Source organism: Chryseobacterium piperi, from assembly GCF_002285635.2.
GTDB classification, from domain to species: Bacteria; Bacteroidota; Bacteroidia; order Flavobacteriales; family Weeksellaceae; genus Chryseobacterium; species Chryseobacterium piperi.
Map to the genome: position 1 here is coordinate 3,531,996 of NZ_CP023049.2, position 24,229 is coordinate 3,556,224.

Below are 24,229 nucleotides of genomic sequence, written 5' to 3' on the forward strand. Positions count from 1 at the left end.
TTTAAAACGATAAGACGTTAAACAGCACCGTAATCTTAATGATCGGTTTTTATAATACTAACATGAAAAAAGAAGATGTTTTTTCTCGATACAGCCGGCAAATATTCATTGATGAAATTGGTGTTGCGGGGCAAAGGAAAATAATGAAGGCAAAAATCCTTGTTGTAGGTGCCGGAGGATTGGGAAGTCCGGTTATTCAGTATTTGTCTGCTGCAGGAATAGGGACATTAGGAGTAGCCGATTTTGATATTGTAGAATTGCATAATCTGAACCGGCAGGTTATTCATAATGAAAAAAGTGTTGGAGAGTCTAAAGTCAAAAGTGCGCTGCGGTTTATTAAAAGTTTGAATCATCACATTCATTGTAATCCCATTGAAGAAAAGATAGATGATGCAAATGTTGAAGAAATAATCGCTGAATATGATCTTGTTGTAGATGGATCTGACAATTTTAAGAGTAGGTATTTAATTAACGATGCCTGTGTGAAATTAGGAAAACCTTTGGTATATGGAAGTATTCTGGGTTTTTCCGGTCAGGTTGCCGTATTCAATTACGAAGGGAGTAAAAATCTAAGAGACCTGTTTCCTGAACCACCGGTTGAAGAAAATCTTCCAGATTGTGATAGTCTTGGCGTCCTAGGATCATTACCGGGTATTGTGGGAAGTATGATGGCTCATTTGACCTTAAAAACAGTCAGCGATTTACCATTGAATCTCAACCAACTGACGCTGATTGATACATGGAATTGGCGATTTCAAACTATTGATTTCTAGTTATATTGTTTTAAATAAGTGAGGCAGTAAGAATAATCTTACCGCCTCATTTTTAGTTTTTTCCTTAATCTTATATGATCAGTTACATCACTCAGAGATTTAACCTAGCGAAATCGAAATGATAAACTTCCATTTAAACTAGTTTGCAATTGGGCAATTTTACGAATCCGCGGTTTTGCGATTTTACCTTTCAGCCCTTCCGCCAAACTGCTCTCCATTTACTTATCCTGCTGCATTACCCCTCCGCTATCTTCTTTTTTAGTATTGTTTAAGATATTGGGATCTTCCTTAGCTAATTTGTTTTTTGTTGGAATTTTATAATTTATTGAAATTCCAAAGTTTCTGGTATCGTACTTACTTCTAAGGTATACTGATTCTCCGTTCGGAGGATTAGAACGTACTTGCATTACCTGACCATTGAAAATATCATTGGCAAAAACAGAAACTGTAAGGCGGTTATCCAGGAACTTTTTGGTTAAAGTGATGTCTACCGTATTGCTGAATGGCTTTTCTGCTGTAAAGTAGAAGTATCCTGCTCTTGGAGTCAGATAGCTATAGTTGGCGGTTAACTTTATCTGTTTAGGTAAAATTAACTGGGTCATCACATTAAAGATCCAGAATCCTCTGTTGTTTAAATTATCAATCTCGTGTTTTTGATATCCTGCGTAGATGTACATAAAGTTAATCTTGTCAGGATTGAAATTAAATTTCATAATTTCACTCATAGGCTTGCTGAAAATCATAAAAGGAACCGGAAGACCTACACTAAAATTATGAATCCTCATGTTGGAGATATTCACCTGCTCATTGAATAAATTTTTACCTTCCTTTCTAATGATTTGTGCCACCTGATTTTTTGCTGAGCTCACACTATATCCGATAAATGCATAATCGAAAGCCGAAAGCTTTATTTCGTAATTATCAAATATGGTTGGTTGCAGGTTTGGGTTACCATTGACCTGAGTATTAGGACCCTGGAATGTTGTATTGTTTGGGTTAAGAACAGAGATACTCGGCAGACTGATCTTCTTATTATAGTTAGCAGAAAGGGATACCTGGTTCATTAAGCTATATTGTACACTAGCGTTAGGGAACAATTTGAATTTATTAAAAGGAAGTAGGTCTTTCTGAACTACAGATCCGGTACTGTCAATGACTCTTGTTATTCCGGAGATATCATAATTTTCGGCACGGACTCCTAAAGTGAAATCAAATTTTTTCAGCTTTGCCTGGAACTCAAGATAAGTAGATGCTGTTTGTCTCTGATAATCAAGATTAGTCAAACCTCTGCTTTGAGTATCGAAGTTTTGTTTTTCATACAATCCACCTAAACTTACTTTCCCTCCATCCAGAATTTTAATCGGTTGGGAATAGTCTACTTTAAAGTTGGCTATTCTCATATCAGACTCATTGTTGAGTAAGATACCATCAGAAAATCGTGGAAAGCTATAATCGGGATTAATGTAGTTGATGTCTCTATAAATATTATTCTGATCAAACTTACTGGTTGATTTAGTGTATCCAAACTGAAAATCCAGTTTTTGAGATTTATCACTAAAGCGTTTTTGATAGGTTACGACAGCTTCTTGCCTTAAATTGTTTGTATAAGCTGCATCAAAGGCATGAAAGTATCCTTCTCTTATACTGTCCTTGACAGGAATGAAAGGCAAATCGGCAAAACCATTGCTCTCTGTGTAATTGCTGTTTTTATTGTGGTAAATATCATAATTGACTAATAATCTGTCGTGTCCAAGATCAAATGTTAATCCTGACTTTGCAAAATACCCACGACCTATTCGGTCTGTGTTACTTAGTAATAAATCATTTTGATTGGTATTCAACATACTTTCACGATAGTTCTGACCGATATTAAGCTGCCATCCAAAATATTTATTTCTGGCATTTAAATTTAAAGAGTTGCTGGTTCTGCTTCTGAATTTACCATAATTGGTAAATGAATAGTTTCCGGAATAGGTGGCTGTTAAGTACTTATTAGCATTTTTATTTGTAATAATGTTCATAATGGCACCTCCCGAGGTTGCAGGAAATTCGGCTCCGGGTTGTGTAATCACTTCAATTCTATCCACAGAATTGGCAGGCATTCCCTCTAAGAAAGAATTCAATTCATTGGAGGTAATATTTAGTGGACGTCCGTTAAGGTATACATCAAGTATTTTTCCCTGATACATCATTCCTGCAATATCCGTAGAAACAAGGCCGGGAAGTTTTTTAATTCCTTCCAGTACGTTTCCGTTATTAAGCTGAGGTTGTTCAGAGAAATCAAAAATAGTACGGTCGGCTTTCTGCTCAACTGCTTTTTTAGTTTTGGTGATAACGACACCTTCAATCTCTTTTTCCTTAACCTGGCTTTTAGCCTTTTCCTGGGCGTATGTATTAACTATAAAACCGGAAAGGAATAAAGTAAGTATAATTTTCTTCATAATGCTTTTTACTACTCTCAAGTTAGACGCATAAAACAAAGATTTGTTACATTGACTTTACAAAATCGGGAATAAATTTTCTTAAAATCTATTTTATCATTGAATTTTTAACAGACATTTGAAAGACTGTTTTAAAACTTATGCATAATCGCTCTAACCTCATAACGGTGGTGTTTTATCTGCATAGTATAAGAAGGATGCTCTTGGGGATTTTTGCATAAAACTTAACTTTTTTACAAAATATTTTTTTATTTGTAAAATATTTATATCTTTGCCCAATAATTATCAAGAATCTCATAGATGGGATAGCAACCTGCAAAAACAAGCAAGGTGCTGAAATAGATAAGCCGATTCTCTTTCGGAAAAAATGTTTTAATCTATTCTTCCCATCTTAAATTTTTGTTTTAAATTAAAAATCAATGTTTAAGAACAAGGGAAACTACACCGCAATGAATTTGACTTTTTGTCTCTCGGATACTGGAGCTAAGCTTCGTTATTCTGATGATTACTCATGCCATAACGTGATGTGTATGTGTTGTTGTTTTTAACTTTCATTAGTTTCTATCAGATAGTATAAACCAAACCTTTTTTACTTTTCCGGTATAGCCTTGCAATTCAAGGTTACGGAATTCTATTGCTTAAAATTTTAAGCGAAGAATCATTAAATACAAAAATTAAAAATAAAACACATGCATAATTTCAAACATAGAAGTATTATCACTTCAGCCACCCTTATTTCTACCTTTTACTTTGCACAGTCGGATTCTTTAAAATCAAAAAAGATAGATGAGGTTGTGCTGCTTGGTTCAAGAGGAAGCGGAAGATCACTAACGGATACACCCGTACCGGTAGACGTTATCAACATTTCAAAAATATTAAAACAAAGTCCTGTTAATAATATAAGCCAGGCACTGAACTATATTGTTCCTTCTTTTTCCTCCACATCCCATACGGTTAATGACGGGACTGATTTCGTAGACCCGGCACAATTACGAGGATTAGGACCAGATCAGGTTTTGGTTCTTCTTAATGGGAAAAGAAGATATCAGTCATCATTAATAAACGTGACCCTAACTCCGGGAAGAGGATCTGTAGGGACCGACCTTAATGCTATTCCTGCATTTGCACTTGATAAGATAGAGGTTTTAAGAGATGGTGCTTCTGCACAATATGGATCTGATGCTATTGCGGGTGTTGTGAACTTAGGACTCAAAAAGAGATTAGGCCTTTCCGGCCAGGTATTTTTAGGCGGATATGCTTCGCCGGTTACGAATAACTTTTCGGGAGGAGTAGATGGGGAAACTATTTCCTTAGACCTTAACTATGGTTTTAAAGTAGGTAAACAAGGTTTCTTTAATATTACAACTTCTACTCAATATCGGGATCCTTACTCAAGAGCAGGTGTGAGGGGAGGAGATATTTATAACGCTTATAATGCAATTAATTATAGAGCAGCTCAGAATGGAATAGATATAGACGGATTATATAAGAATATTGGAAATACCGCGAACAGTCAGCAGATTATTAATACGATCAAGCAATACGCAACTCAGGTCGATTACTTCTCATCTCAGCTACAAAACGATATCTCAAATGCCAATAGCATTTCAACGTTGCAAGGATTGCTGGGAGGAGATGTTACGAATCAGGAGCTTGCTTACAGAGGGCTTGAGCGAAAAGATTTCAGTATACGAGCTGGACAATCGAAGCTGCAATCAGCACAGGTGTATTACAATTCAGAAGTACCTATTAATGATGATTGGAAAATTTACTCTTTTGGTGGTTATAGCTATAGGCTGGGGAATGCGGGAGGCTTTTTCCGTCTGCCGAATACGGAAAGGAATGTCAATTTTCTTTCACCTAATGGGTATCTACCCCAGATAGAGGCTACTATTAATGATAATTCTTATGCAGCAGGGATTAAAGGAAAATGGAATGACTGGAATATAGACCTGAGCAATACTTTTGGTAAAAATACATTTGACTTCGGTGTAGTGAATACCTTTAACGCTTCATTAGTTAATAACTCACCAAGATCTTTTAAAGCGGGTGGACTGGAGTTTTTACAAAATACAGTCAACCTGGATTTTTCAAAAAAGTATGATGTATTACATGGGTTAAACATTGCTTTTGGTGGTGAATACCGTTATGAAAACTATAAAGTAAATGCGGGAAACCAAAACTCTTATGCATCTTATGATATTTTTGGAAATGTAGTTACTACAAGTACACCTGGCAATGAGTTGGTAACCGATTTTTTCGGAAGAACAAGACCTGCCGGTTCGCAGGTATTCCCAGGGTTCAGTCCTGAAAATGCAGTTTCTGGAAACAGGAACAGTGTTGCAGGTTATGTGGATGTAGAGCTGGAACCAACTGATTGGTGGCTAGTGGAAGGAGCCTTGCGTTATGAAAACTACTCAGATTTTGGGTCAACATTTAATTATAAGCTGGCAACGAATGTTAAGCTGGTCGATAATTTCAATTGGAGAGGTGCTATTTCTACAGGCTTTAGGGCACCTTCTTTGGCCCAAATCTATTATAGTTCAACTTCAACCTTAATTCAACAAGGAAATACGACTCAGGTTGGAACTTTTAGAAATAATTCTGAGGCAGCACAGGCTTTAGGAATTCCGAAACTAAAACAGGAGACTTCTCAGTCCTATAGTACAGGTATTACATGGAAAGTTCCGAAACTGAATTTAGTTGTTACAGCAGATGTCTACTATATTAAAATTAAGGATAGAGTAGTTCTAACCGATTTGTTTTTCAGACCTGAAGGTACTCCGGGAATAGATTTTCCTGAAGGATCTGATCAGGCTGTTCTGCAAAACGCTTTTGATCTTGCCAGAGCAAGTGCAGCTAATTTTTTTGCCAATGCAGTTAATTCTCAAACAAAAGGACTTGATATTACTGTTTCTCAGACTTCAAAAATTAGCTCTGGAATTAGTTTGGAGAATAATTTTGGTCTTAATCTCAATCAGACAAAAAGAATTGGAGAGATTAATGCTTCTCCCAAATTAATAAGCCAGATTGATAGCTATTTTTCAGAACCGAACAGAGTCTACTTTGAAGAGGCGGTACCTCGTGTGAAGGCTACGCTTTCCAATGCCTTGTGAGTATCAGATTTTAATGTTTTACTGAGAAACTCTTTCTTTGGAAAAGTGACTGATGCAGATGTGCTAGATGCTAACTTTGACGGTGTTACAGGAAAGCAGGAGCATTTTGTTTTAAATAGCCGTTTTGTAACTGATCTTTCTGTTGGGTATGATTTCAATAAGAATGTTGCACTGACAATAGGAAGTAATAATATTTTCAATGTAATGCCTTCTAAAAATCCTTTAATCAATTCTTTGACAGCAGATAATCAATTTGTTTATTCCAGACAGGTTTCTCAGTATGGAATTGGTGGAAGGTTTTTATTTGCAAGAGTGGAGTTTAAGTTTTAGAAGTATAGCTTAATAAAAGAAAAAGCCTCGCGTTAGCGAGGCTTTTATATATAACTAATAATCTTAGTTTTCTTGTTTTTTAATCAGGTTAAGTGCAGAACCTGCTTTGAACCAGTCAATTTGTTGATCATTATATGTATGGTTGGCCATAATGATATCTTTTGTTCCATCAGTATGTACAAACTCCAGTGTAAGCTGTTTTCCCGGAGCAAACTGATCTAAGTCTAAGAAGTTAACAGTGTCATCTTCCTGGATTTTATCATAATCTGCTTCATTAGCAAACGTTATCCCTAACATCCCTTGTTTTTTAAGGTTAGTTTCGTGGATTCTTGCAAATGATTTTACCAATACTGCTTTTACACCAAGGTGTCTTGGTTCCATTGCTGCATGCTCTCTTGATGAACCTTCACCGTAATTCTGGTCTCCAACCACAATAGTAGGAATACCTGCAGCTTTATAAGCTCTTTGTACAGCAGGAACTTCACCGAATTCACCTGTCAATTGGTTTTTAACATGATTGGTTTCCATGTTATAGGCATTTACTGCTCCAATCAGCATGTTGTTTGAAATATTATCAAGGTGACCTCTGTATTTCAACCATGGTCCAGCCATAGAGATGTGGTCAGTTGTACATTTTCCGAAAGCTTTAATTAAAACTTTAGCCCCTTCAATGTTTTTACCATCCCAAGCCGGGAATTCTTCTAATAACTGAAGTCTGTCTGAAGTAGGACTTACATTAACGACTACTGAAGAACCGTCCTCAGAAGGAGCCTGATAACCATTGTCATCTACAGCAAACCCTTTCTCAGGTAATTCAAAACCATTAGGTTCATCAAGTTTTACCTGATCTCCATTCTCTGCAGTTAAGGTATCTGTAATAGGGTTAAAATCTAATCTTCCTGAAATTGCAACTGCTGCTACCATTTCTGGAGAAGCTACAAAAGCATGGGTATTAGGGTTACCATCAGCTCTTTTTGCAAAGTTTCTGTTGAATGAATGTATAATTGAGTTTTTCTCTCCTTTTTCAGCACCTTCTCTGTCCCATTGTCCGATACAAGGTCCGCAGGCATTAGTAAAGATTCTTGCGTTTTCAAATTTTCTGAAAGAATCTAAGAAACCGTCTCTTTCTGCCGTGAATTTTACCTGTTCAGATCCTGGGTTGATCCCTAAGATTGCTTTAGGTTTTACACCTTTTGCTACAGCGTCTTCAACGATAGAAGCAGCTCTTGATAAATCTTCATAAGAAGAGTTGGTACAAGAACCGATAAGAGCCCATTCAACTTCTAAAGGCCATCCGTTAGCTTCAGCCTTAGCTCTGAATTCAGAAACAGGAGTTGCTAAATCCGGAGTGAAAGGTCCATTAAGGTGAGGAGCTAGTTCAGAAAGGTTAATTTCAATTACCTGATCAAAATATTGTTCAGGGTTGGCATATACTTCAGCATCACCAGTTAAGTGTTCTGCAATTTTATCAGCTGCATCTACTACATCCTGCCTTCCTGTAGCTGCTAAATATCTTCTCATTGAATCATCGTATCCGAATGTAGAAGTGGTAGCACCGATTTCAGCACCCATGTTACAGATAGTTCCTTTACCTGTTGCTGAAAGTGATTCTGCTCCCTCTCCGAAATATTCTACGATACATCCTGTACCTCCTTTTACGGTAAGAATTCCTGCTACTTTTAAGATAACATCTTTTGCAGACGTCCATCCACTCATTTTACCAGTTAATTTGATACCGATAAGTTTAGGCATTTTAAGCTCCCATGCCATTCCAGCCATTACATCTACAGCATCAGCACCACCAACTCCGACAGCAACCATACCAAGACCTCCTGCATTTACAGTATGAGAGTCAGTACCGATCATCATACCTCCAGGGAAAGCATAGTTTTCCAATACCACTTGGTGAATGATACCTGCTCCCGGTTTCCAGAAACCGATTCCATATTTATCACAAACAGAACTCAAAAAGTTAAAAACCTCAGAGTTTTTATTGATACCTTCCTGTAAATCTGCTTCTGCACCAATTCTTGCCTGGATCAGGTGATCGGCGTGAGCAGTTGAAGGAACAGCTACTTTAGCTTTTCCGGCCTGCATAAACTGCAAAAGAGCCATCTGCGCAGTTGCATCCTGCATGGCAACTCTATCCGGAGCAAAATCTACATAAGAATTTCCTCTCTCATATTCCTGAGTTGCATTGCCCTCCCAAAGGTGGGTGTATAATATTTTTTCTGATAATGTAAGAGGTTTGCCCACGACTTTTCTTGCTGCTGCAATTCTTTCAGGGTAACGCTCGTACACTTTTTTGATCATATCAATATCGAATGTCATATCTTTTGAATTAATGTTTTTGCATTTATATTTTTTATTGACAGCTGAACATCAATGGCTGATTATTTCACAAGCTCCTTAATGGGAGGTGCGAACTTAGTCAGGTCAATGCCATCAACTGCCGCTTTATATTCATCTATATTAGGGATTCGCCCAATAATAGCTGATAGAACAACAACAGGAGTAGATGCAAGCAGAGATTCTCCTTTTTTGCGTTCTGAATCTTCAACCACTCTTCCCTGGAAAAGACGGGTTGAGGTTGCCAATACCGTATCTCCTTTCGCTGCTTTCTCCTGGTTACCCATACAAAGGTTACATCCCGGACGTTCAAGATACATCATATTTTTGTATTCAACACGAGCTTCACCTTTAGGAGCGTTGTCATCGAATTCGAATCCGGAATATTTTTGCAATACATCCCAATCCCCTTCGTTTTTAAGCTCATCTATAATATTGTAGGTTGGTGCTGCTACGACAAGCGGTGCATTGAATTCAACCTTACCTTGTTGTTTCTCCAGGTTTTTAAGCATTTGAGAAACAATTTTCAAATCGCCTTTATGAACCATACATGATCCTACGAAACCAAGATCTACTTTCTTCTCTCCTCCATAGTAAGAAAGAGCTCTGATAGTATCGTGAGTGTATCGTTTGGAAACATCATCATTATTTACATCAGGGTCTGCAATCATTGGTTCTACAATCACATCTAAATCAACAATCACTTCAGCATAATATTTAGCGTTCGCGTCCGGAGTAAGAGCTGGTTTCTCACCGGATCTGATCTCAGCGATTCTCTTGTCTGCTTTATCGATCAAGCCTTGAAGAACCTGATTCTTATTATCCATACCTTTGTCGATCATAATCTGGATTCTGCCTTTTGCAATCTCCAATGATTCAATCAAAGTGTTGTCTTCAGAAATATTGATAGAAGCTTTTGCTTTCATTTCTGCAGTCCAGTCTGTAAATGTAAATGCCTGGTCAGCAGGAAGTGTTCCAATGTGAACCTCAATGATTCTACCCTGGAATACATTTTCTCCTCCGAATTGTTTAAGCATCTGGGCTTGTGTAGCATGAACAACATCACGGAAGTCCATATGCTCTTTCATATCCCCTTTGAATGTTACTTTCACAGATTCAGGGATTGGCATAGATGCCTCACCGGTAGCTAATGCAAGTGCCACTGTTCCAGAGTCGGCCCCAAATGCAACACCTTTAGACATTCTCGTGTGAGAGTCACCACCGATGATGATAGCCCACTCGTCTATGGTGATATCATTAAGAACTTTGTGAATTACGTCGGTCATCGCGTGATATTCACCTTTCGGGTCACGTGCCGTGATCAAACCGAAATCGTTCATGAATTTCATTAATTTAGGAATGTTGGCCTGAGCTTTTTTATCCCATACTGAAGCGGTGTGACAACCTGATTGGTATGCACCGTCAACAATTGGAGAGATTACTGTTGCTGCCATTGATTCCAATTCCTGTGCAGTCATAAGACCAGTTGTATCCTGCGAACCAACAATATTAACTTCCACACGAACATCTGATCCAGCGTGTAACACCTTTCCTGGTGTTGTACCCACTGCATTTCTGTTGAATATTTTTTCTACAGCCGTAAGTCCTTGCCCTTCATGGGAAATTTCTTTTGACGGAGCAAAAACAAGAGGCGTTTCTATTCCTAAGAGTTTTGCGGCAAATGTTTGAAGCTTTTTACCGAATACAATAGCATAGGATCCTCCGGCTTTTATAAATTCTACTTTTTGAGGGGTGAATGCTTTGGAGATATCAATCAGCTCCTGATCACCATTATATAATTTTTTAGTTTTTGTATTGATTGTAAGAACAGTTCCTGTAGCCACAGAGTAAGCCTGTTCAAGGATAGGCTCTCCATTCTCATTGCGGACAGGATTACCTTCTGTATCTAATTTTTTCACCCAGTTTTTAAGGTCGATACCAATACCTCCGGTAACGTCAACTGTAGTAAGGAAAATTGGAGAAATACCGTTGGTTCCTCCTACAATCGGAGCAATATTGACAAATGGGATATATGGGCTTGCTTGTTTCCCTGTCCATAAAGCCACGTTATTTACTCCTGACATTCTTGATGAGCCCACACCCATAGTTCCTTTCTCAGCAATAAGCATAACACTTTTGTCAGGATGTTGAGCCTGAAGTGCTTTGATTTCTTCCTGAGCCTTAGGTGTAATCATGCATTTACCATGAAGTTCACGGTCTGATCTTGAGTGAGCCTGATTCCCCGGAGAGAGCAGGTCTGTTGAAATGTCACCCTCACCAGCGATAAAAGTAACCACTTTAACTTCTTCAGGAACGTCTGGAAGTTTAGTGAAGAACTCAGCTTGTGCATAGCTCTCAATAATTTCTTTTGCAATTTCGTTTCCGTTATTGAATGCCTCCTTTAAACGATTTGTGTCTGCGTCATAAAGGAAAACTTGTGTTTTAAGAACTTTGGCAGCTTCTTTGGCAATAGAAATATCGTTGCCTAAAGCAAGGTCAAGCAATACTTCAATAGATGGGCCTCCTTTCATGTGAGATAGCAGCTCAAAAGCAAAAGCAGGTGATATTTCTTCTACTACGGATTCACCCAGGATGATCTCCTTTAAAAATTGAGCTTTTACACCCGCCGCACTTGTTGTTCCGGGTAAGGTGTTATAAATGAAAAATTTAAGAGAATCCGATCGATCTGCATTACCTGAATCTTTAATTTGTGCAATAATTTCACTTAGTAATTCAGCACCATCAATAGGCTTTGGATTAAGCCCCTGGTTTTTTCTTTCTTCAATCTCTTTGATGTAATCCTTATAAATATTCATATAGAAGTCTTTTCGATGTTGTTAAAGGCAAGTTATAAAACAGTCATTAGACCGTCCTTTTCTTTACCAGTCTGTAAAAATTAATGCTATTTTGAGCTGTCTCATTTTGATAGGCAATACGGACTGGTGTAGAATAAGTATAGCTACACCTTGTTTAAAATTGTAAGATAATCTGCCCCAAAAGTGAGTGTAAAGGACTTTTCCGGAATGTGTAAGTGGCTTACCTGTGATCTGTCTTGCCGCAAAAACGCTCTTTGGGTAACATTTGTACATTTTTTGATCATATCGATATCAAATGTCATATCTTAAAAAATGTTTTTAAATTATCAAACAATTAAAAATGTTCCCAAATTTACGAAATTTTACTATTTTATGAAGATCAAATTATTTAGATTCTTTATAAATATGTTTTTTATATTTTCTATTTTGGCCGTATTTTTGCAAAAATGATGAATATGAGAAAAACGGCTAATTTTTTGGCACTATTTATTTCGGTTTTTATTTTTTCACAGGCGAAGTCTTTAAAGAAAATACCTGCTAAAAAAAATTCCAAAACCATTGTTAAAAAAGTATCTGAGCCTAAAGTTAATCCTGATTGGGTTGTTATTAATGGAGAGGTTCCTGTACTCATTCCACAAAAGAAGAACGGGAAATTCGGATATGTTAATCAAAAAGGTAAATTTTTGATTGAGCCGGAATATCATATCGCTGTTTTTTTTGCAGAAGACTGTAATTTATTGAATTCTCCTAATGAAAAAATCAGAAAATTCGGAACACAAAAATATGCTACGGTAGAAAAGGACTTGATTTCGTACAGAATTGATCAGTCCGGAAAAAGAGTCTATCAATATAAAAATACAGATTTGGGAAAATGCCAGAGTGTATTTAAACAACAGCAGTACCAAGCCTATATTTTAAATGGATTTTATGGTATTATTGAACCCTCAAAGTTTGTTAATGCTGCTGACTACAGAGACTACCAGATCTACCCTCAATATGAATATTTACATATTATGGAAGGTGATGATGTCTCTAATCCAATGATCGTTGCTTCTCATAATGACCGGTTTGGGGTGATTGATGTCCATAACAATATTATTATTCCATTTGAATATTCCAATATCAAAAGAAACTTTAGTTGGAAACTTGGGAAGATGTTTGAAGTAACCAAAGACGGAACAAATTACTATTATATCGATTCGAAGAATAAGGCGTATTAGGCAGGATTCGAGATGCGGGTTACGGGGTATTGTGCGATACGGGTTTCGGGATTCGAGTTATAAAAGGCTACGTCATATGATAAGAAATAACCTTGTATTCTTTTTGTATGCCTTCTTTTGATTTTCGCTAAATAGCAATACACCAAAACTCAAACCCCGCACCTCGCAACATGTAACACGCATTTCGTACTCTGGATCTCGAACCTCTCATCATAGCTTCCATCTCATATATTTTTTGTAATTTCGCGGCTGAAATAAAGGGGTGCTTTTATAGGCTGAGATGATACCCAATGAACCTGGAACAGGTAATGCTGTTTAGGGACGCTTCGATCTTACGTCGAAATTGTATGATATCTTATTGATCCCCTTTTATTCATTAAATTTTAAAATTTATAGAATGAAAGGATTATTTTTTTTAGGGCTTACTGCAAGCTCTCTGGGTTTTGCTCAAACTCAAAATACCGATTCCTTAAAAACCAAAGAGATTGAGGCTGTTAATTTTACAAAAAGGCTTCCTGTTGCTAAAGAAATCATTAATGTTCAGAGAGATCTGGATCGCAGAAACCTTGGGCAGGATTTACCAATTCTTTTAAAAAATCAAACCTCCATTATCTCAACTTCAGATGCCGGGAATGGTGTAGGATATACGGGTTTTAGAATTCGTGGTGTTGCAGGAAGGGGAATTAATGTTATGATGAATGGAGTTCCTTTTAATGACTCTGAAAGCCAGGGAACCTTTTTTGTCAATGTCCCGGATCTTACGAGTTCTGCTTCGCAGATTGTTATTCAGAGAGGGGTGGGAACCTCGAATAATGGAGTTTCGGCTTTTGGAGCCAGCATTAATGTTATATCGAAAGACCCGGAAGATCAGTTTTATGTGAAAACCGATGATAGTTATGGCTCTTTTAGTACCTATAAATATTCAGCTGAGGTAGGTTCAGGAAAGTTCTGGAACAATAAGCTTTCGTTGATGGGAAGGTATACCCATATTCAATCAGACGGATATATAGACCGGGCATCATCCAGGTTAAATTCTTATAATTTTACTGCTTTGTTTGAAGAAGGGAAGACCAGAATCCGATTGATGGCATTTGGAGGAAAAGAAAAAACCTATCAAGCCTGGAACGGAATAGACCGGAAAACGTGGGAGACGAATCCGAAATTTAATTATTCAGGGCAGTATACCGATTTGTTTACGGGCGAGGAAAAGTTTTATGATAATGAAACTGATAACTATCGCCAAAATCACTATCAATTATTGTGGGAGCAGAATTTCAATGATAACTGGCACTTAGAAACAACGTTTCATTACACCAAAGGAAAAGGATATTATGAGAATTATACAAGGGTAGATGAAGAAAACCAGGAGGAAGATGCTATTCATTACTCTAATTATAACCTGCCAGTTCCTATCATTGATGGAAATCCTCTTCTGCAAACAGATTTTATCAGAAAGAAATGGCTGAACAATGATTTTTACGGGGTGGTTTCTACGCTTTACGGAAAGTTTGAAAACTTGGATCTTAATTTTGGTGCGGTAGCTAATCAGTATTATGGAAGACATTACGGAAATGTAACCGGAGTATATTTGCCACAAATAGCTGAGTATGAATACTACAGAGGACGTTCTGTGAAAAATGAAGTGGCCGGATTTGCAAAAGCTCTTTTCCGTGTGAATGATTTTGAGTTTTTTGGTGATTTACAACTTAGAAATATAGATTATGATACAAAGATTTTATTGGCAGGTGATGGAGAAGGGGCTAATCTAAAGAAAAACTGGTTGTTTTTTAACCCTAAAGCCGGAGTGAATTATAGAATAGGAAATGGAAAGATATTCCTGTCTTATGCACATGCTCAACGTGAACCGAATAGAGATGACCTGATTGCGAATAATAATGTAAAAGTTGAAAAGCTTCACGATTTCGAAGCCGGTTTTGAAAAACAGCTGGGAAAGGTTTCACTGACTGCTAACTTATACTATATGTACTATGTAAATCAATTGGTTTTAAATGGTGAGCTTAATAATGTAGGCGCATTTATCAGAACGAACTCCGGAGAAAGTTACAGAAGAGGAATTGAAATAGGAGCATTAGCGAAACTTTCAAAACAGTGGGAAGTCTCAGGAAATGTGAGTTTGAGCCAGAACAGAAATCAGGATTTTAAAATGGCAAATAAAAAAGTTATTAAAGATTTAGGAAATACCCAAATCTCCTTCTCTCCGGACATAATTGCCAATTTGGGGCTCAATTTTACGCCTAACAAAAGCTTTCTGTTTTCTTTGATGAATCAATATGTAGGAAAGCAATATCTTGATAATACTGAAAATAAAAATTTACAGCTTAATGATTATCTGCTTACTGATTTTAATGCACAATATCAGTTTAGGATTTCGAACAATGATATAGCTTTAAAACTCCTTGTAAACAATATTTTTGATAAGAAATATGTGAATAATGGAGCAGTTTACAGTGGGCAGCCGTATTACTTTTCACAAGCAGGAATTAATTTTATGTTTGGAATAAGTTGGAAAATTCAATAACGATTATATAAGAATAAAACATATTTATTTTCAAATGTTAAAAAAAGATATTTAATCATGAAATTATAGATTTTAAGACTGTCCCGGCAGTCTTTTTTTTATACAAATAAATGTCATAAAAAGTCATGAAAAAGTTATAAATTTGCTGCCAAATGAATATTTCAGCTTACATTCTAGAATACCTGAAACAATTTGGTACTGTTACAGTTCCAGCCTTTGGTGTGTTTTCTCTGGAAAACTCTAAGGCAATCATTAATTCTGAAAATGGAAGTATACTGCCACCAGCCAGCCAGATCGCTTTTACATCAGATTATGAAGTAGAATTAGATGAATTGGTGTCTTTTATCAGTAATCAGAAACAGATCTCAATTGACTCTGCTCAGAATGAATTACAAATTCAAACCGATTTCTGGAAAAAGAAACTTCAGGCAGACCAGACTTTAGAGATTCAGAATCTCGGAACCATTTTTATTGAAGACGGACATACTTTTTTCAAAGGTAATAGATTGGCCTCTGGTCATCCTGATTTTTATGGTCTGGAAGAGATCAGACTTTCTGATATCAGTAATACTGAGAAACCCATAGGTTCAGAGAAGAGTGATAAAGATTATAAATTTAACAAGTCTATTCTATGGATTTTCCTGATTATTATTCCTGTTTTAGGTTTGATTTATCTGGCATTTACCCAGCAAGAGCTTCTTTTTGGTAAAAAATCGTTTGATAGTGTATCTGTAAAAACGAAAACAAGAAGAATAGAAAAGACCCCGGCGAAGATCCAAATAGATTCTGCACAGGTTAAAATTTCAGATTCTTTAAAAAAAGATTCATTAATACAATCGACTAAAAAAGGAGGCATACAGCCATCCAAAAAACAACACTAAGACTACATGGCAAAAGTAAAAAAGGCGTCAGAATCTCTGACTATCATGACTAATATTGTTCTTCCGAATGAAACCAATTCTTTAAGAAACCTTTTTGGGGGAGAGCTTTTAGCAAAAATGGATCGTTGTGCATCTATTTCCGCAGCAAGACATTGTGAAAGAAGGGTTGTTACTGCATCTGTAAATCATGTTTCTTTTAATCATCCAATTCCCGAAGGCGGGATTGTGATTCTGGAGTCTAAAGTTTCAAGAGCATTTTCTACCTCTATGGAAGTATACGTTGATGTTTGGTTGGATGATCCGATTAATCAGAAGAAAATTCACACCAATGAAGGGATCTATACTTTTGTGGCTGTAGATGAGTTCAATCGTCCGATTCCAATCCCTGAGATGCTTCCTGAGACAGATGAAGAGAAAGCTCGTTTTGCAGCAGCTTTCCGTAGAAAGGAATTATCATTAATTCTTTCCGGAAGAATGAAGCCTTTGGAGTCTGTAGAGCTTAAGAAATTATTCCAAGAGCCAAATTAAACACAAATAACACCAATGATTCGCACAGATTTCACAAATGATTTGTACGGATCTTTTAATGATGACAAAAAATTATGAAGACAGATGTTTCAGAAAATGAAATATCTAGAATTGTTTATGAATCTGGATATTTGATTCACAAAAGTCTAGGACCTGGACTTTTAGAGAGTGCTTATGAAGAGTGTATGTATTACGAACTTAAGAAGCATGGGTTGTTTATTGAAAAGCAAAAAGCAATGCCTTTAGTTTATGATGAAGTTAAACTAGATGTAGGGTATAGATTGGATTTTCTAATTGAAAATAAATTTGTTTTGGAAATTAAATCTGTGGAAGGATTAAATGATATTCATTTAGCACAAATTCTTACGTACCTTCGTTTAAGCAATTGTAAACTTGGAATGCTAATGAACTTTAATAGCCTTCATTTTAAGAATGGAGTTAAAAGAGTAATTAACGGAACTTTGTGATTTTGAATTTGTGATATTTGTGAATAAAAATTTGTGTTATTAGTGTTTAAATATATGAAGATTCTCCTTTTAGATAAAAACCACCCTCTTATTACAGATCAGCTTTTAGCGAATAACTTTATTTTGGAAGAAGACTTTACTTCTTCATACGATGAGGTTTGCAGGAAGATAGAAGGTTATGACGGCGTTATTATCAGAAGTAGAATCCCCTTAGATCGAAACTTCCTTGAAAAAGGCAAAAATCTGAAATTTATTGCAAGAGTAGGTGCTGGAATGGAGAATATTGATATTCCGGCTGCAGAAGAACTGGGTATTCAGTTGATCAATTCTCCTGAGGGAAACAGAGACTCTGTTGCGGAGCACGTAGTAGGAATGTTGTTGATTCTGATGAACCGTCTTTTTATAGCTTCTCAGGAAGTCAAGAATGGAATATGGAAACGTGAAGAAAACAGAGGAGATGAACTGTTGGGGAAAACAGTAGGGCTTATCGGCTATGGAAATATGGGAAAGGCTACAGCGAAAAGACTCTCCGGTTTTGGATGCCAAGTGATTTTCCATGACATTCTTCCAGGGTTGTCTGACGAATATGCTTCACAGGTAAGTCTTGATGAGTTAAAAAAATCTGTAGATATTTTGAGTCTACACATTCCTTTAACCGATGAAACTTATTATCTTATTGATGGGAAGTTTATTTCGGAAATGGGAAAAGATTTTTACTTTGTGAATACGGCAAGAGGAAAAAATATTCAAACTAAGAGTTTAGTTCAAGCTTTGAAGTCTGGAAAAGTAAAGGGAGCCTGTCTTGATGTATTGGAATACGAAAAGTCTTCTTTTGAAAACCTGGAATCAGAAAATGAAGATCTGCAATATCTTTTGGAATCTGAGAAAGTCATTGTAACTCCGCATATTGCCGGATGGACTCATCAGAGTAAAGAAAAATTGGCTCAGGTAATTGTGGATAAGATTTTGGGTTCTTTTGCTGGCTAATGGCAAAGTCGCAAAATTGCTGAATCGCGAAATAGTTTTTTGAGGTTAAGGATTCACTGTAGTATTATAATTTTCAAAGTGACCGTATAGTTCAATATCTTCTTATATAAGCTCATTTACATTTTTGAAAATAAATAGATTTTCGATTTTACAAATCCTCAATTGAACGATTTAACAATTTTACCTTTTCGCCTCCTTTCCACATTTTATGTTAAATAATTCATAATTTGTATAGAGTATTCAATATTTATTTTGAGTTTTATTAAATTGCCGCTCATTTTTGAAACTCATGAAGAAGCGTAACTTTGTATTTGTTTTAACTGTTTTTTTATTTCTTTTTTCCTGTAAAAATAAATCCGAAACTAAAGAAACCGTAGCTGAAAACGCTACCGACCTTCCTAACTACGGGAAGGTAGACCTTGATAAGGTCTTTACAAAAGCTGATGATCAGGTTTCTGATAAAGCATCACTTGTTCGCTATATTGACCAATATTACAAGAAAGTTTGGGACGCGGGTGACTTAAGCGGAGGAGTTCTTGTTGCAAAGGGTGATGATATCCTATATGAAAACTATAGAGGCTTTGGAAGAGAAGGAAATCAAATGCCTATTGATAAAAATACTCCGTTGCATGTTGCTTCAGTTTCGAAAACATTAACAGCAATGGCGATGATGAAGCTGGTGGAAGCTAATAAAGTAAAATTATCGGACCACCTGACCCAATATTTCCCGGGCTTTCCTTATCCGAATGTTACTATTCAGACATTGCTGTCCCAGCGAAGCGGTCTTCCGAAATATGAGTACTTTATTACTAAAATTCAACCTGCTCCTGCTGAGCTTTCCAAACCGTTTCTTACGAACCAGGATATCCTGGATATGATTATAAAATATAAGCCTGATCTGGCTAGAGATACAGATACTGGCTTTATGTATTGTAATACTAATTTTGCCTTACTGGCTTTGTTGATAGAGAAAGTGACAAAAACACCATTTCCTCAGGCTATGAAAGAAATGGTCTTCACTCCGTTAAAAATGAAAAATACCTACATCTTCCAGGAGAAGGATATTCCGACAGCGGCACAGTCATTTTACTACGGTCGTAATAAGTTATATCCCTTAGATCGATTGGATCTTATTTACGGGGACAAAAATGTATATACTACACCAAGAGACCTTTTTAATTTTTCAAAAGCAATGTTTTCAAAGGATTTCTTAAAGCCGGAATTAATGCAGATGGTATTCACTCCTTACAGCAATGAAAAAGCCGGAATGAATAACTACGGTCTGGGCTTTAGAATGAAAGTTTTTGATAACGGAGAAAAACTGACCTATCATAATGGATGGTGGCATGGAACGAATTCTGTTTTTGCCCATCTTTTAAATTCTAAAGTTACGATAGTGGCTATCGGAAATAAATATTCAAACAGAGTATATACTGCGCTTGCGCTATCAGGATTATTTGAAGATTTTCCGGTTCAAAAGGACAAACTACATAGTGTGATGAATGACAATCAGGATTCTTTAAAAAACGGACATGAAGTTTTTGGAGAATAATGTTTACTTTTGCCTAAACATATTCATGAAAAGACTTCTTCTACTTTTTATTATTGGTTTTCTTGTGCAGTCGTGTGCAAGAGTAGGGTCTCCTGTAGGAGGGCCTAAAGATACTTTAGCTCCAAAATTTTTAAGCTCAAATATTGATACGACAAGGGTTAATGTTCCAAGAGATATTAAAGAGCTTCGGATTGATTTTGATGAATATGTTACTCTGAAGGATATCAATAAGAATCTGATTATCTCTCCACCTATTAAGAAAATTAAACGTATTCTGCCCTCTAATATTGCCAACAGATATCTTTTAATCCAATGGGAAGATACTTTACAGGCGAACACTACCTATAATTTTAATTTCGGGAACTCTATTGTAGATAATAATGAAGCGAATGTTTTACGCTATTTCAATTTTGCATTTTCTACAGGAGAAAAATTAGATGATCTCTATATCAGTGGTGACGTAAAGGATGCTTTATCCTTTAAAAAACAGTCTACAGCAGAGAATAAACTGGTTGTAGGGTTGTATAAGGTTCAGGATACCATGAATTATAAGCAGAAGCCTTATTACATTACTAAAGTAGATGATGATGGTTATTACGAACTCAATTATTTATCACCTGGAAAATATAAGATTATTGCGTTTGAGGATGAAAATGGAAATTCTATGTACGATCCTGGCAAAGAAAAAGTTGGTTTCCAGAAAGAGGTTGTAGATTTTTCAAAATCCATTTCGGGCTTGAACTTAAAGCTTTATCCATCTAAAAAGCCTTGGAAGTATGTAGAAATGAAAGATATGCCGGGAGGGGTTTCTATGGTGTTCGAGGGACATCCTAAAGATGCAAAGGTATTATCTATCAACGAAAAACTTCAGGATATAAAAGTAACCCATCGTCCTAAATCTGATTCAATACTGATTTGGTTTGATGCGGTAAAAAATAATATAGGACAGACAGTAACTGAAAATTTAAAATTCAGTTATGATGTAGATCAGAAAAAAGATACGGTTTCTGTGTTTTATAAATACAATGCTAAAAATAACGTCATGAAACTCGATAACAATGACGGTCCGCTATTGCCTCCTAAAGCTGATTTCAGAATTACTTCGAACTATATTCTGGATAAGATTAATACCGATAAATGGGTGCTGAAAAGTGACAGTATCACTCAAGATTTTACGGCAAAGATATCAGAAACCAATCCGTATCAGGTTCTTATACAATCAGATTATGTAGCAGGAAAGAAATATCAGTTAACTGTACCTAAGACTACGGTTCTATCTTTCTATGATAAAAATCCTGAATCTAAACGTTTTGATTTTGAGGCGGATAAGGTAGAAAATTATGGAAGCTTGGCCTTTAAGATTGAAAATGCTCCCGCTTCCAGCTACTGGCTTCAATTGTTAGATACGTCGGAAAAAGTGATCTATCAGAAATATACAAAAGGCGATGCTGTGAAGTTCGATATCCTAAAACCAGGGGAATATATTGTAAGAATTCTGGTAGATAACAATGAAAATAATTATTGGGATGATGCTGACTTTCAGAATGATGCGTTCGCGGAAGATGCCTATATTTACTATAAAGTCGCCATAGTGAGACCGTTATGGGATAGTAATGAAAATTGGGATCTGAAAGATACCAGAGTATTAGATACGAAAGGATTGAATATTCCAAAAGCACCACCGCCAGTTGAGAACAAGCCGAATGATAAGGATATCAGAAATCAAAATCAGCTGAGATCAGGTAATTCAGTATTGCAACCTATGAGATAGTAGTATGATGATAGCAAAGAAGATTGTATTCTGGACCCTGGTGGCTTTTGCACTAATTCAGTTTATTCCGGTTGATAAAAGTAATAAGCCGGTGGATAGCAAGGCTAATTTTATTGAATCCAGGAAGGCACCTGCAAAGATCTCAAGCTTACTTAAAGGAGCGTGCTATGATTGTCATTCAAATGAAACTATTTATCCCAAATATGCCCATATAGCGCCTATCTCATGGTCGATAAAAAGCCATGTTAATGAAGGTCGGGAACGTCTCAATTTTTCGATATGGGAGACTTACAATAAAGATTTAAAGACAAGTATGCTTAAGAACACGGTTCAGGCTCTTCAAAGTAGAAAGATGCCGATGCCTGGCTATATCGTTTATCATAAGGAGGCTAACTTATCGGAAGCAGAAAGAACACTATTGATCAATTATTTTGAAAAAATGTTGAAATCAAAAGCTTATTAAAGCTCGATGCTTTTTGAACCCAAAAGTATCATCAATCCCCATGATCTAGTAAACAATAAATAATAGCAGAGCTTAGGCTCTGCTATCAATATTTAATGTGTAATTTTTGTAATCTATAAATTCTTTAAATATTCTTTAAAAAATCTTTTCTGAGAATCAAAAGCAAGATCTTCCAGGTTAATATCTTTTAAAGCGATCCACTGTGTTTCGGAGATCTCAGATAATTCGATGCTGACTTCAAATTTTTTCTGTACTCGATACTCGTAAAACAAATCGATGGTGTTATAATCAATCTCTTTGTATTGATAGATATTCGGAAGACTTGTAATGTATTTTAAGTTTGAAATATCAATATCTAGCTGTAGTTCTTCGAAAAGCTCTCTCTTGCAGGTCTCCTCAGCACTTTCTCTGGGATCTACAAAACCTCCGGCCAGATCTAATTTGTCTTTCTTTGGGTCCTGATTTCTTCTGGTAAGGTAAACTTCATCACCATGTCTTATGACTACAGCCACAGCACCGGCAACATTATTATATAATGTGAAGCTGCACTGAGAACAACTCCATTTTTTTTCGCCGTCCCAGTTTAGAGATTCTTTGCCACAATTTGGACAATATTTCAATACTTTCATTAAGCAATATTAATATTTCGGGGGTGGTAACTCAAGATAACATCCCTTAGCTCTTCTGTTTTCAGATGGGTGTATATTTCTGTTGTCGTAATGCTCGAATGCCCCAGCATTTCCTGAATATACCTTAAATCTGCACCGTTCTGTAATAAATGGGTAGCAAATGAATGCCTGAATGTGTGTGGAGATATTTTTTTGCTTACTCCCGCTTTGTCAGTAAGTTCCTTGATAATCAAAAATACAATAACTCTGGACATCGATGTGCCTCTGCTATTCAAAAACAAAGAGTCTTCGTATTTTTTGTTGATTTTATTTTTAGAACGCACCTCTTTAATGTAATTTTCCAGTAACTCTGCAGTATAATCAGCTAATGGAACAAACCGGGTTTTATTTCCCTTCCCGTTTACCTTAATGTAATTCTCTTTAAAATTAATGTTTGAAATCTTTAGGTCAATCAATTCTGAAACCCGGAGTCCACAACCGTACAGTACCTCAATGATACATTGGTTTCTTCTTCCCAGGTCTGAAGTGACCTCAATGGCACTAATAATTTTATTGATGTCAACCAAACTTAGTGTGTCAGGCAGATACAATCCCAATTTTGGTCCTTCAAGCAAGGATGCCGGATTGTCTTCGCGAGCTTCATCTTCAAGTAAAAACTTGAAAAAAGCTTTGATGGAGGAGATCCATCTCGCCTGTGATCGTTCACTGAACTTTTGCTTAGAAAGGTTGAAGATGTATTCCTGTAAATTTTCGTACCCTATCACATCGGGCCCTATATTATCCAGGTCTTCTTCAACGTATTCTTTTAATTTTTTAATGTCTCTAACGTATGCGTCTAGAGTGTTTTCTGAAAAATTTCTTTCGAACCGAAGAAAGATTTCAAAATCTTTAATTTTTTCATCCCAAGTCATTTGTGTTATTTTTTTAATTCACAATCAGATATTTGCTCTATTTCAATATTGTGGTTTCTTAGGAATGAAATACCATCATCGTCCGAATATTCATTAATATACACCAGTCTTGTAATTCCCGCCTGCAGTATGAGTTTACTACATTCTTTACAGGGTGACAGCGTTAAATATAACGTTGCACCTTTAGCGGATTGGGTAGAAGCAGCTAATTTTAATATAGCATTGGCTTCTGCGTGTAATACGTACCAGTGTGTTTTTCCCTCAGCATCTTCACAGCAATTTTCGAATCCAGAAGGAGTTCCGTTGTAACCATCTGAAATAATCATCCTATCTTTTACGATAAGAGCTCCTACTTGTTTCCGTTTACAGTAGGAAAGCTTTGCCCATTCCTGAGCCATTTTTAGATAAGCTTTATCAAACTTATTCATACCGCAGCATTGGTTTTTTCGAAATAAT

18 protein-coding genes and 1 riboswitch are annotated in these 24,229 nt (G+C 36.4%); of the genes, 12 read left to right on the forward strand and 6 right to left on the reverse strand.

Features of this window, described 5'->3' with window-relative positions; all coding sequences use genetic code 11:
* Window positions 1-62 precede the first annotated feature (62 nt).
* Window positions 63-773, forward strand: a complete 711-nt coding sequence (locus CJF12_RS15470) for a HesA/MoeB/ThiF family protein (protein WP_034684242.1) — start codon at window positions 63-65, stop codon at window positions 771-773.
* Between the two features lie 218 nt (window positions 774-991).
* Here CJF12_RS15470 and CJF12_RS15475 read toward each other — a convergent pair whose 3' ends face one another.
* Window positions 992-3,214, reverse strand: a complete 2,223-nt coding sequence (locus CJF12_RS15475) for an outer membrane beta-barrel family protein (RefSeq protein ID WP_185097162.1) — start codon at window positions 3,212-3,214, stop codon at window positions 992-994.
* A gap of 277 nt (window positions 3,215-3,491) precedes the next feature.
* A riboswitch (SAM-I-IV-variant riboswitch) is annotated at window positions 3,492-3,592 on the forward strand.
* A gap of 311 nt (window positions 3,593-3,903) precedes the next feature.
* Between CJF12_RS15475 and CJF12_RS15480 the strand changes: the two genes are divergently transcribed.
* Window positions 3,904-6,330 (forward strand): TonB-dependent receptor plug domain-containing protein, encoded by a 2,427-nt coding sequence (locus tag CJF12_RS15480; RefSeq protein ID WP_228379089.1) that lies wholly within the window; start codon window positions 3,904-3,906, stop codon window positions 6,328-6,330.
* Between the two features lie 45 nt (window positions 6,331-6,375).
* Window positions 6,376-6,660, forward strand: a complete 285-nt coding sequence (locus CJF12_RS20270) for a TonB-dependent receptor (protein ID WP_228379090.1) — start codon at window positions 6,376-6,378, stop codon at window positions 6,658-6,660.
* 63 nt (window positions 6,661-6,723) lie between these two features.
* Here the strand turns inward: CJF12_RS20270 and CJF12_RS15485 are convergent, their stop codons facing one another.
* Window positions 6,724-8,991 carry an aconitate hydratase gene (locus CJF12_RS15485; RefSeq protein WP_034684153.1) on the reverse strand — a complete coding sequence of 756 codons (2,268 nt, stop codon included), beginning with the start codon at window positions 8,989-8,991 and terminating at the stop codon, window positions 6,724-6,726.
* A 62-nt stretch (window positions 8,992-9,053) separates the two neighbouring features.
* On the reverse strand, window positions 9,054-11,825 hold the full coding sequence (locus CJF12_RS15490) for a bifunctional aconitate hydratase 2/2-methylisocitrate dehydratase (protein WP_034684155.1): 2,772 nt from the start codon (window positions 11,823-11,825) through the stop codon (window positions 9,054-9,056).
* Between the two features lie 455 nt (window positions 11,826-12,280).
* Here CJF12_RS15490 and CJF12_RS15500 point away from each other — a divergent pair, with 455 nt between their 5' ends.
* From CJF12_RS15500 to CJF12_RS15540, 9 genes are all read left to right on the forward strand, one after another.
* Window positions 12,281-13,045, forward strand: coding sequence for a WG repeat-containing protein (locus CJF12_RS15500; protein WP_051887270.1), 765 nt, complete (start codon window positions 12,281-12,283; stop codon window positions 13,043-13,045).
* Between the two features lie 397 nt (window positions 13,046-13,442).
* Window positions 13,443-15,584, forward strand: a complete 2,142-nt coding sequence (locus tag CJF12_RS15505) for a TonB-dependent receptor (RefSeq protein ID WP_034684159.1) — start codon at window positions 13,443-13,445, stop codon at window positions 15,582-15,584.
* A gap of 152 nt (window positions 15,585-15,736) precedes the next feature.
* A complete protein-coding gene (locus CJF12_RS15510; RefSeq protein WP_034684160.1) occupies window positions 15,737-16,465 on the forward strand; it encodes an HU domain-containing protein in 729 nt (242 codons plus the stop codon).
* Window positions 16,466-16,471: 6 nt separating this feature from the next.
* The gene (locus CJF12_RS15515) at window positions 16,472-16,993 is read left to right on the forward strand and encodes an acyl-CoA thioesterase (RefSeq protein ID WP_034684161.1); all 522 of its coding nucleotides are present in this window, start codon (window positions 16,472-16,474) and stop codon (window positions 16,991-16,993) included.
* A 74-nt stretch (window positions 16,994-17,067) separates the two neighbouring features.
* A complete protein-coding gene (locus CJF12_RS15520) occupies window positions 17,068-17,460 on the forward strand; it encodes a GxxExxY protein (protein WP_034684162.1) in 393 nt (130 codons plus the stop codon).
* A gap of 54 nt (window positions 17,461-17,514) precedes the next feature.
* A complete protein-coding gene (locus CJF12_RS15525) occupies window positions 17,515-18,447 on the forward strand; it encodes a 2-hydroxyacid dehydrogenase (protein WP_034684163.1) in 933 nt (310 codons plus the stop codon).
* 289 nt (window positions 18,448-18,736) lie between these two features.
* Complete coding sequence (locus CJF12_RS15530; RefSeq protein ID WP_034684164.1) at window positions 18,737-19,999, forward strand: serine hydrolase domain-containing protein; 1,263 nt, start codon at window positions 18,737-18,739, stop codon at window positions 19,997-19,999.
* Window positions 20,000-20,024: 25 nt separating this feature from the next.
* Window positions 20,025-21,770 (forward strand): Ig-like domain-containing protein, encoded by a 1,746-nt coding sequence (locus CJF12_RS15535; protein ID WP_034684167.1) that lies wholly within the window; start codon window positions 20,025-20,027, stop codon window positions 21,768-21,770.
* A 4-nt stretch (window positions 21,771-21,774) separates the two neighbouring features.
* Window positions 21,775-22,233, forward strand: a complete 459-nt coding sequence (locus tag CJF12_RS15540) for a heme-binding domain-containing protein (protein ID WP_034684169.1) — start codon at window positions 21,775-21,777, stop codon at window positions 22,231-22,233.
* Window positions 22,234-22,346: 113 nt separating this feature from the next.
* On the opposite strand, the gene CJF12_RS15545 is transcribed toward CJF12_RS15540, so the two are convergent.
* Genes CJF12_RS15545 through CJF12_RS15555 form a run of 3 tightly spaced genes read right to left on the reverse strand, consistent with a single transcriptional unit; the run spans window position 22,347 to window position 24,201 of the window.
* A complete protein-coding gene (locus CJF12_RS15545) occupies window positions 22,347-22,862 on the reverse strand; it encodes an NUDIX hydrolase (RefSeq protein WP_034684173.1) in 516 nt (171 codons plus the stop codon).
* The gene (gene xerD, locus CJF12_RS15550) at window positions 22,862-23,773 is read right to left on the reverse strand and encodes a site-specific tyrosine recombinase XerD (RefSeq protein WP_034684175.1); all 912 of its coding nucleotides are present in this window, start codon (window positions 23,771-23,773) and stop codon (window positions 22,862-22,864) included. Before xerD ends, CJF12_RS15545 begins: the two co-directional genes overlap by 1 nt.
* A gap of 5 nt (window positions 23,774-23,778) precedes the next feature.
* Entirely contained in the window at window positions 23,779-24,201 is a 423-nt protein-coding gene (locus tag CJF12_RS15555) for a deoxycytidylate deaminase (protein WP_034684178.1), read from the reverse strand.
* Between the last annotated feature and the right edge of the window lie 28 nt (window positions 24,202-24,229).

Excerpts from the sequence above, each read along its gene's own strand:
- CJF12_RS15470 (WP_034684242.1), top strand. The coding sequence starts at position 63 with ATGAAAAAAGAAGATGTTTTTTCTCGATACAGCCGGCAAATATTCATT.
- CJF12_RS15475 (WP_185097162.1), bottom strand. The coding sequence starts at position 3,214 with ATGAAGAAAATTATACTTACTTTATTCCTTTCCGGTTTTATAGTTAAT.
- CJF12_RS15480 (WP_228379089.1), top strand. The coding sequence starts at position 3,904 with ATGCATAATTTCAAACATAGAAGTATTATCACTTCAGCCACCCTTATT.
- CJF12_RS15485 (WP_034684153.1), bottom strand. The coding sequence starts at position 8,991 with ATGACATTCGATATTGATATGATCAAAAAAGTGTACGAGCGTTACCCT.
- CJF12_RS15490 (WP_034684155.1), bottom strand. The coding sequence starts at position 11,825 with ATGAATATTTATAAGGATTACATCAAAGAGATTGAAGAAAGAAAAAAC.
- CJF12_RS15500 (WP_051887270.1), top strand. The coding sequence starts at position 12,281 with ATGAGAAAAACGGCTAATTTTTTGGCACTATTTATTTCGGTTTTTATT.
- CJF12_RS15505 (WP_034684159.1), top strand. The coding sequence starts at position 13,443 with ATGAAAGGATTATTTTTTTTAGGGCTTACTGCAAGCTCTCTGGGTTTT.
- CJF12_RS15510 (WP_034684160.1), top strand. The coding sequence starts at position 15,737 with ATGAATATTTCAGCTTACATTCTAGAATACCTGAAACAATTTGGTACT.
- CJF12_RS15515 (WP_034684161.1), top strand. The coding sequence starts at position 16,472 with ATGGCAAAAGTAAAAAAGGCGTCAGAATCTCTGACTATCATGACTAAT.
- CJF12_RS15520 (WP_034684162.1), top strand. The coding sequence starts at position 17,068 with ATGAAGACAGATGTTTCAGAAAATGAAATATCTAGAATTGTTTATGAA.
- CJF12_RS15525 (WP_034684163.1), top strand. The coding sequence starts at position 17,515 with ATGAAGATTCTCCTTTTAGATAAAAACCACCCTCTTATTACAGATCAG.
- CJF12_RS15530 (WP_034684164.1), top strand. The coding sequence starts at position 18,737 with ATGAAGAAGCGTAACTTTGTATTTGTTTTAACTGTTTTTTTATTTCTT.
- CJF12_RS15535 (WP_034684167.1), top strand. The coding sequence starts at position 20,025 with ATGAAAAGACTTCTTCTACTTTTTATTATTGGTTTTCTTGTGCAGTCG.
- CJF12_RS15540 (WP_034684169.1), top strand. The coding sequence starts at position 21,775 with ATGATGATAGCAAAGAAGATTGTATTCTGGACCCTGGTGGCTTTTGCA.
- CJF12_RS15545 (WP_034684173.1), bottom strand. The coding sequence starts at position 22,862 with ATGAAAGTATTGAAATATTGTCCAAATTGTGGCAAAGAATCTCTAAAC.
- xerD (WP_034684175.1), bottom strand. The coding sequence starts at position 23,773 with ATGACTTGGGATGAAAAAATTAAAGATTTTGAAATCTTTCTTCGGTTC.
- CJF12_RS15555 (WP_034684178.1), bottom strand. The coding sequence starts at position 24,201 with ATGAATAAGTTTGATAAAGCTTATCTAAAAATGGCTCAGGAATGGGCA.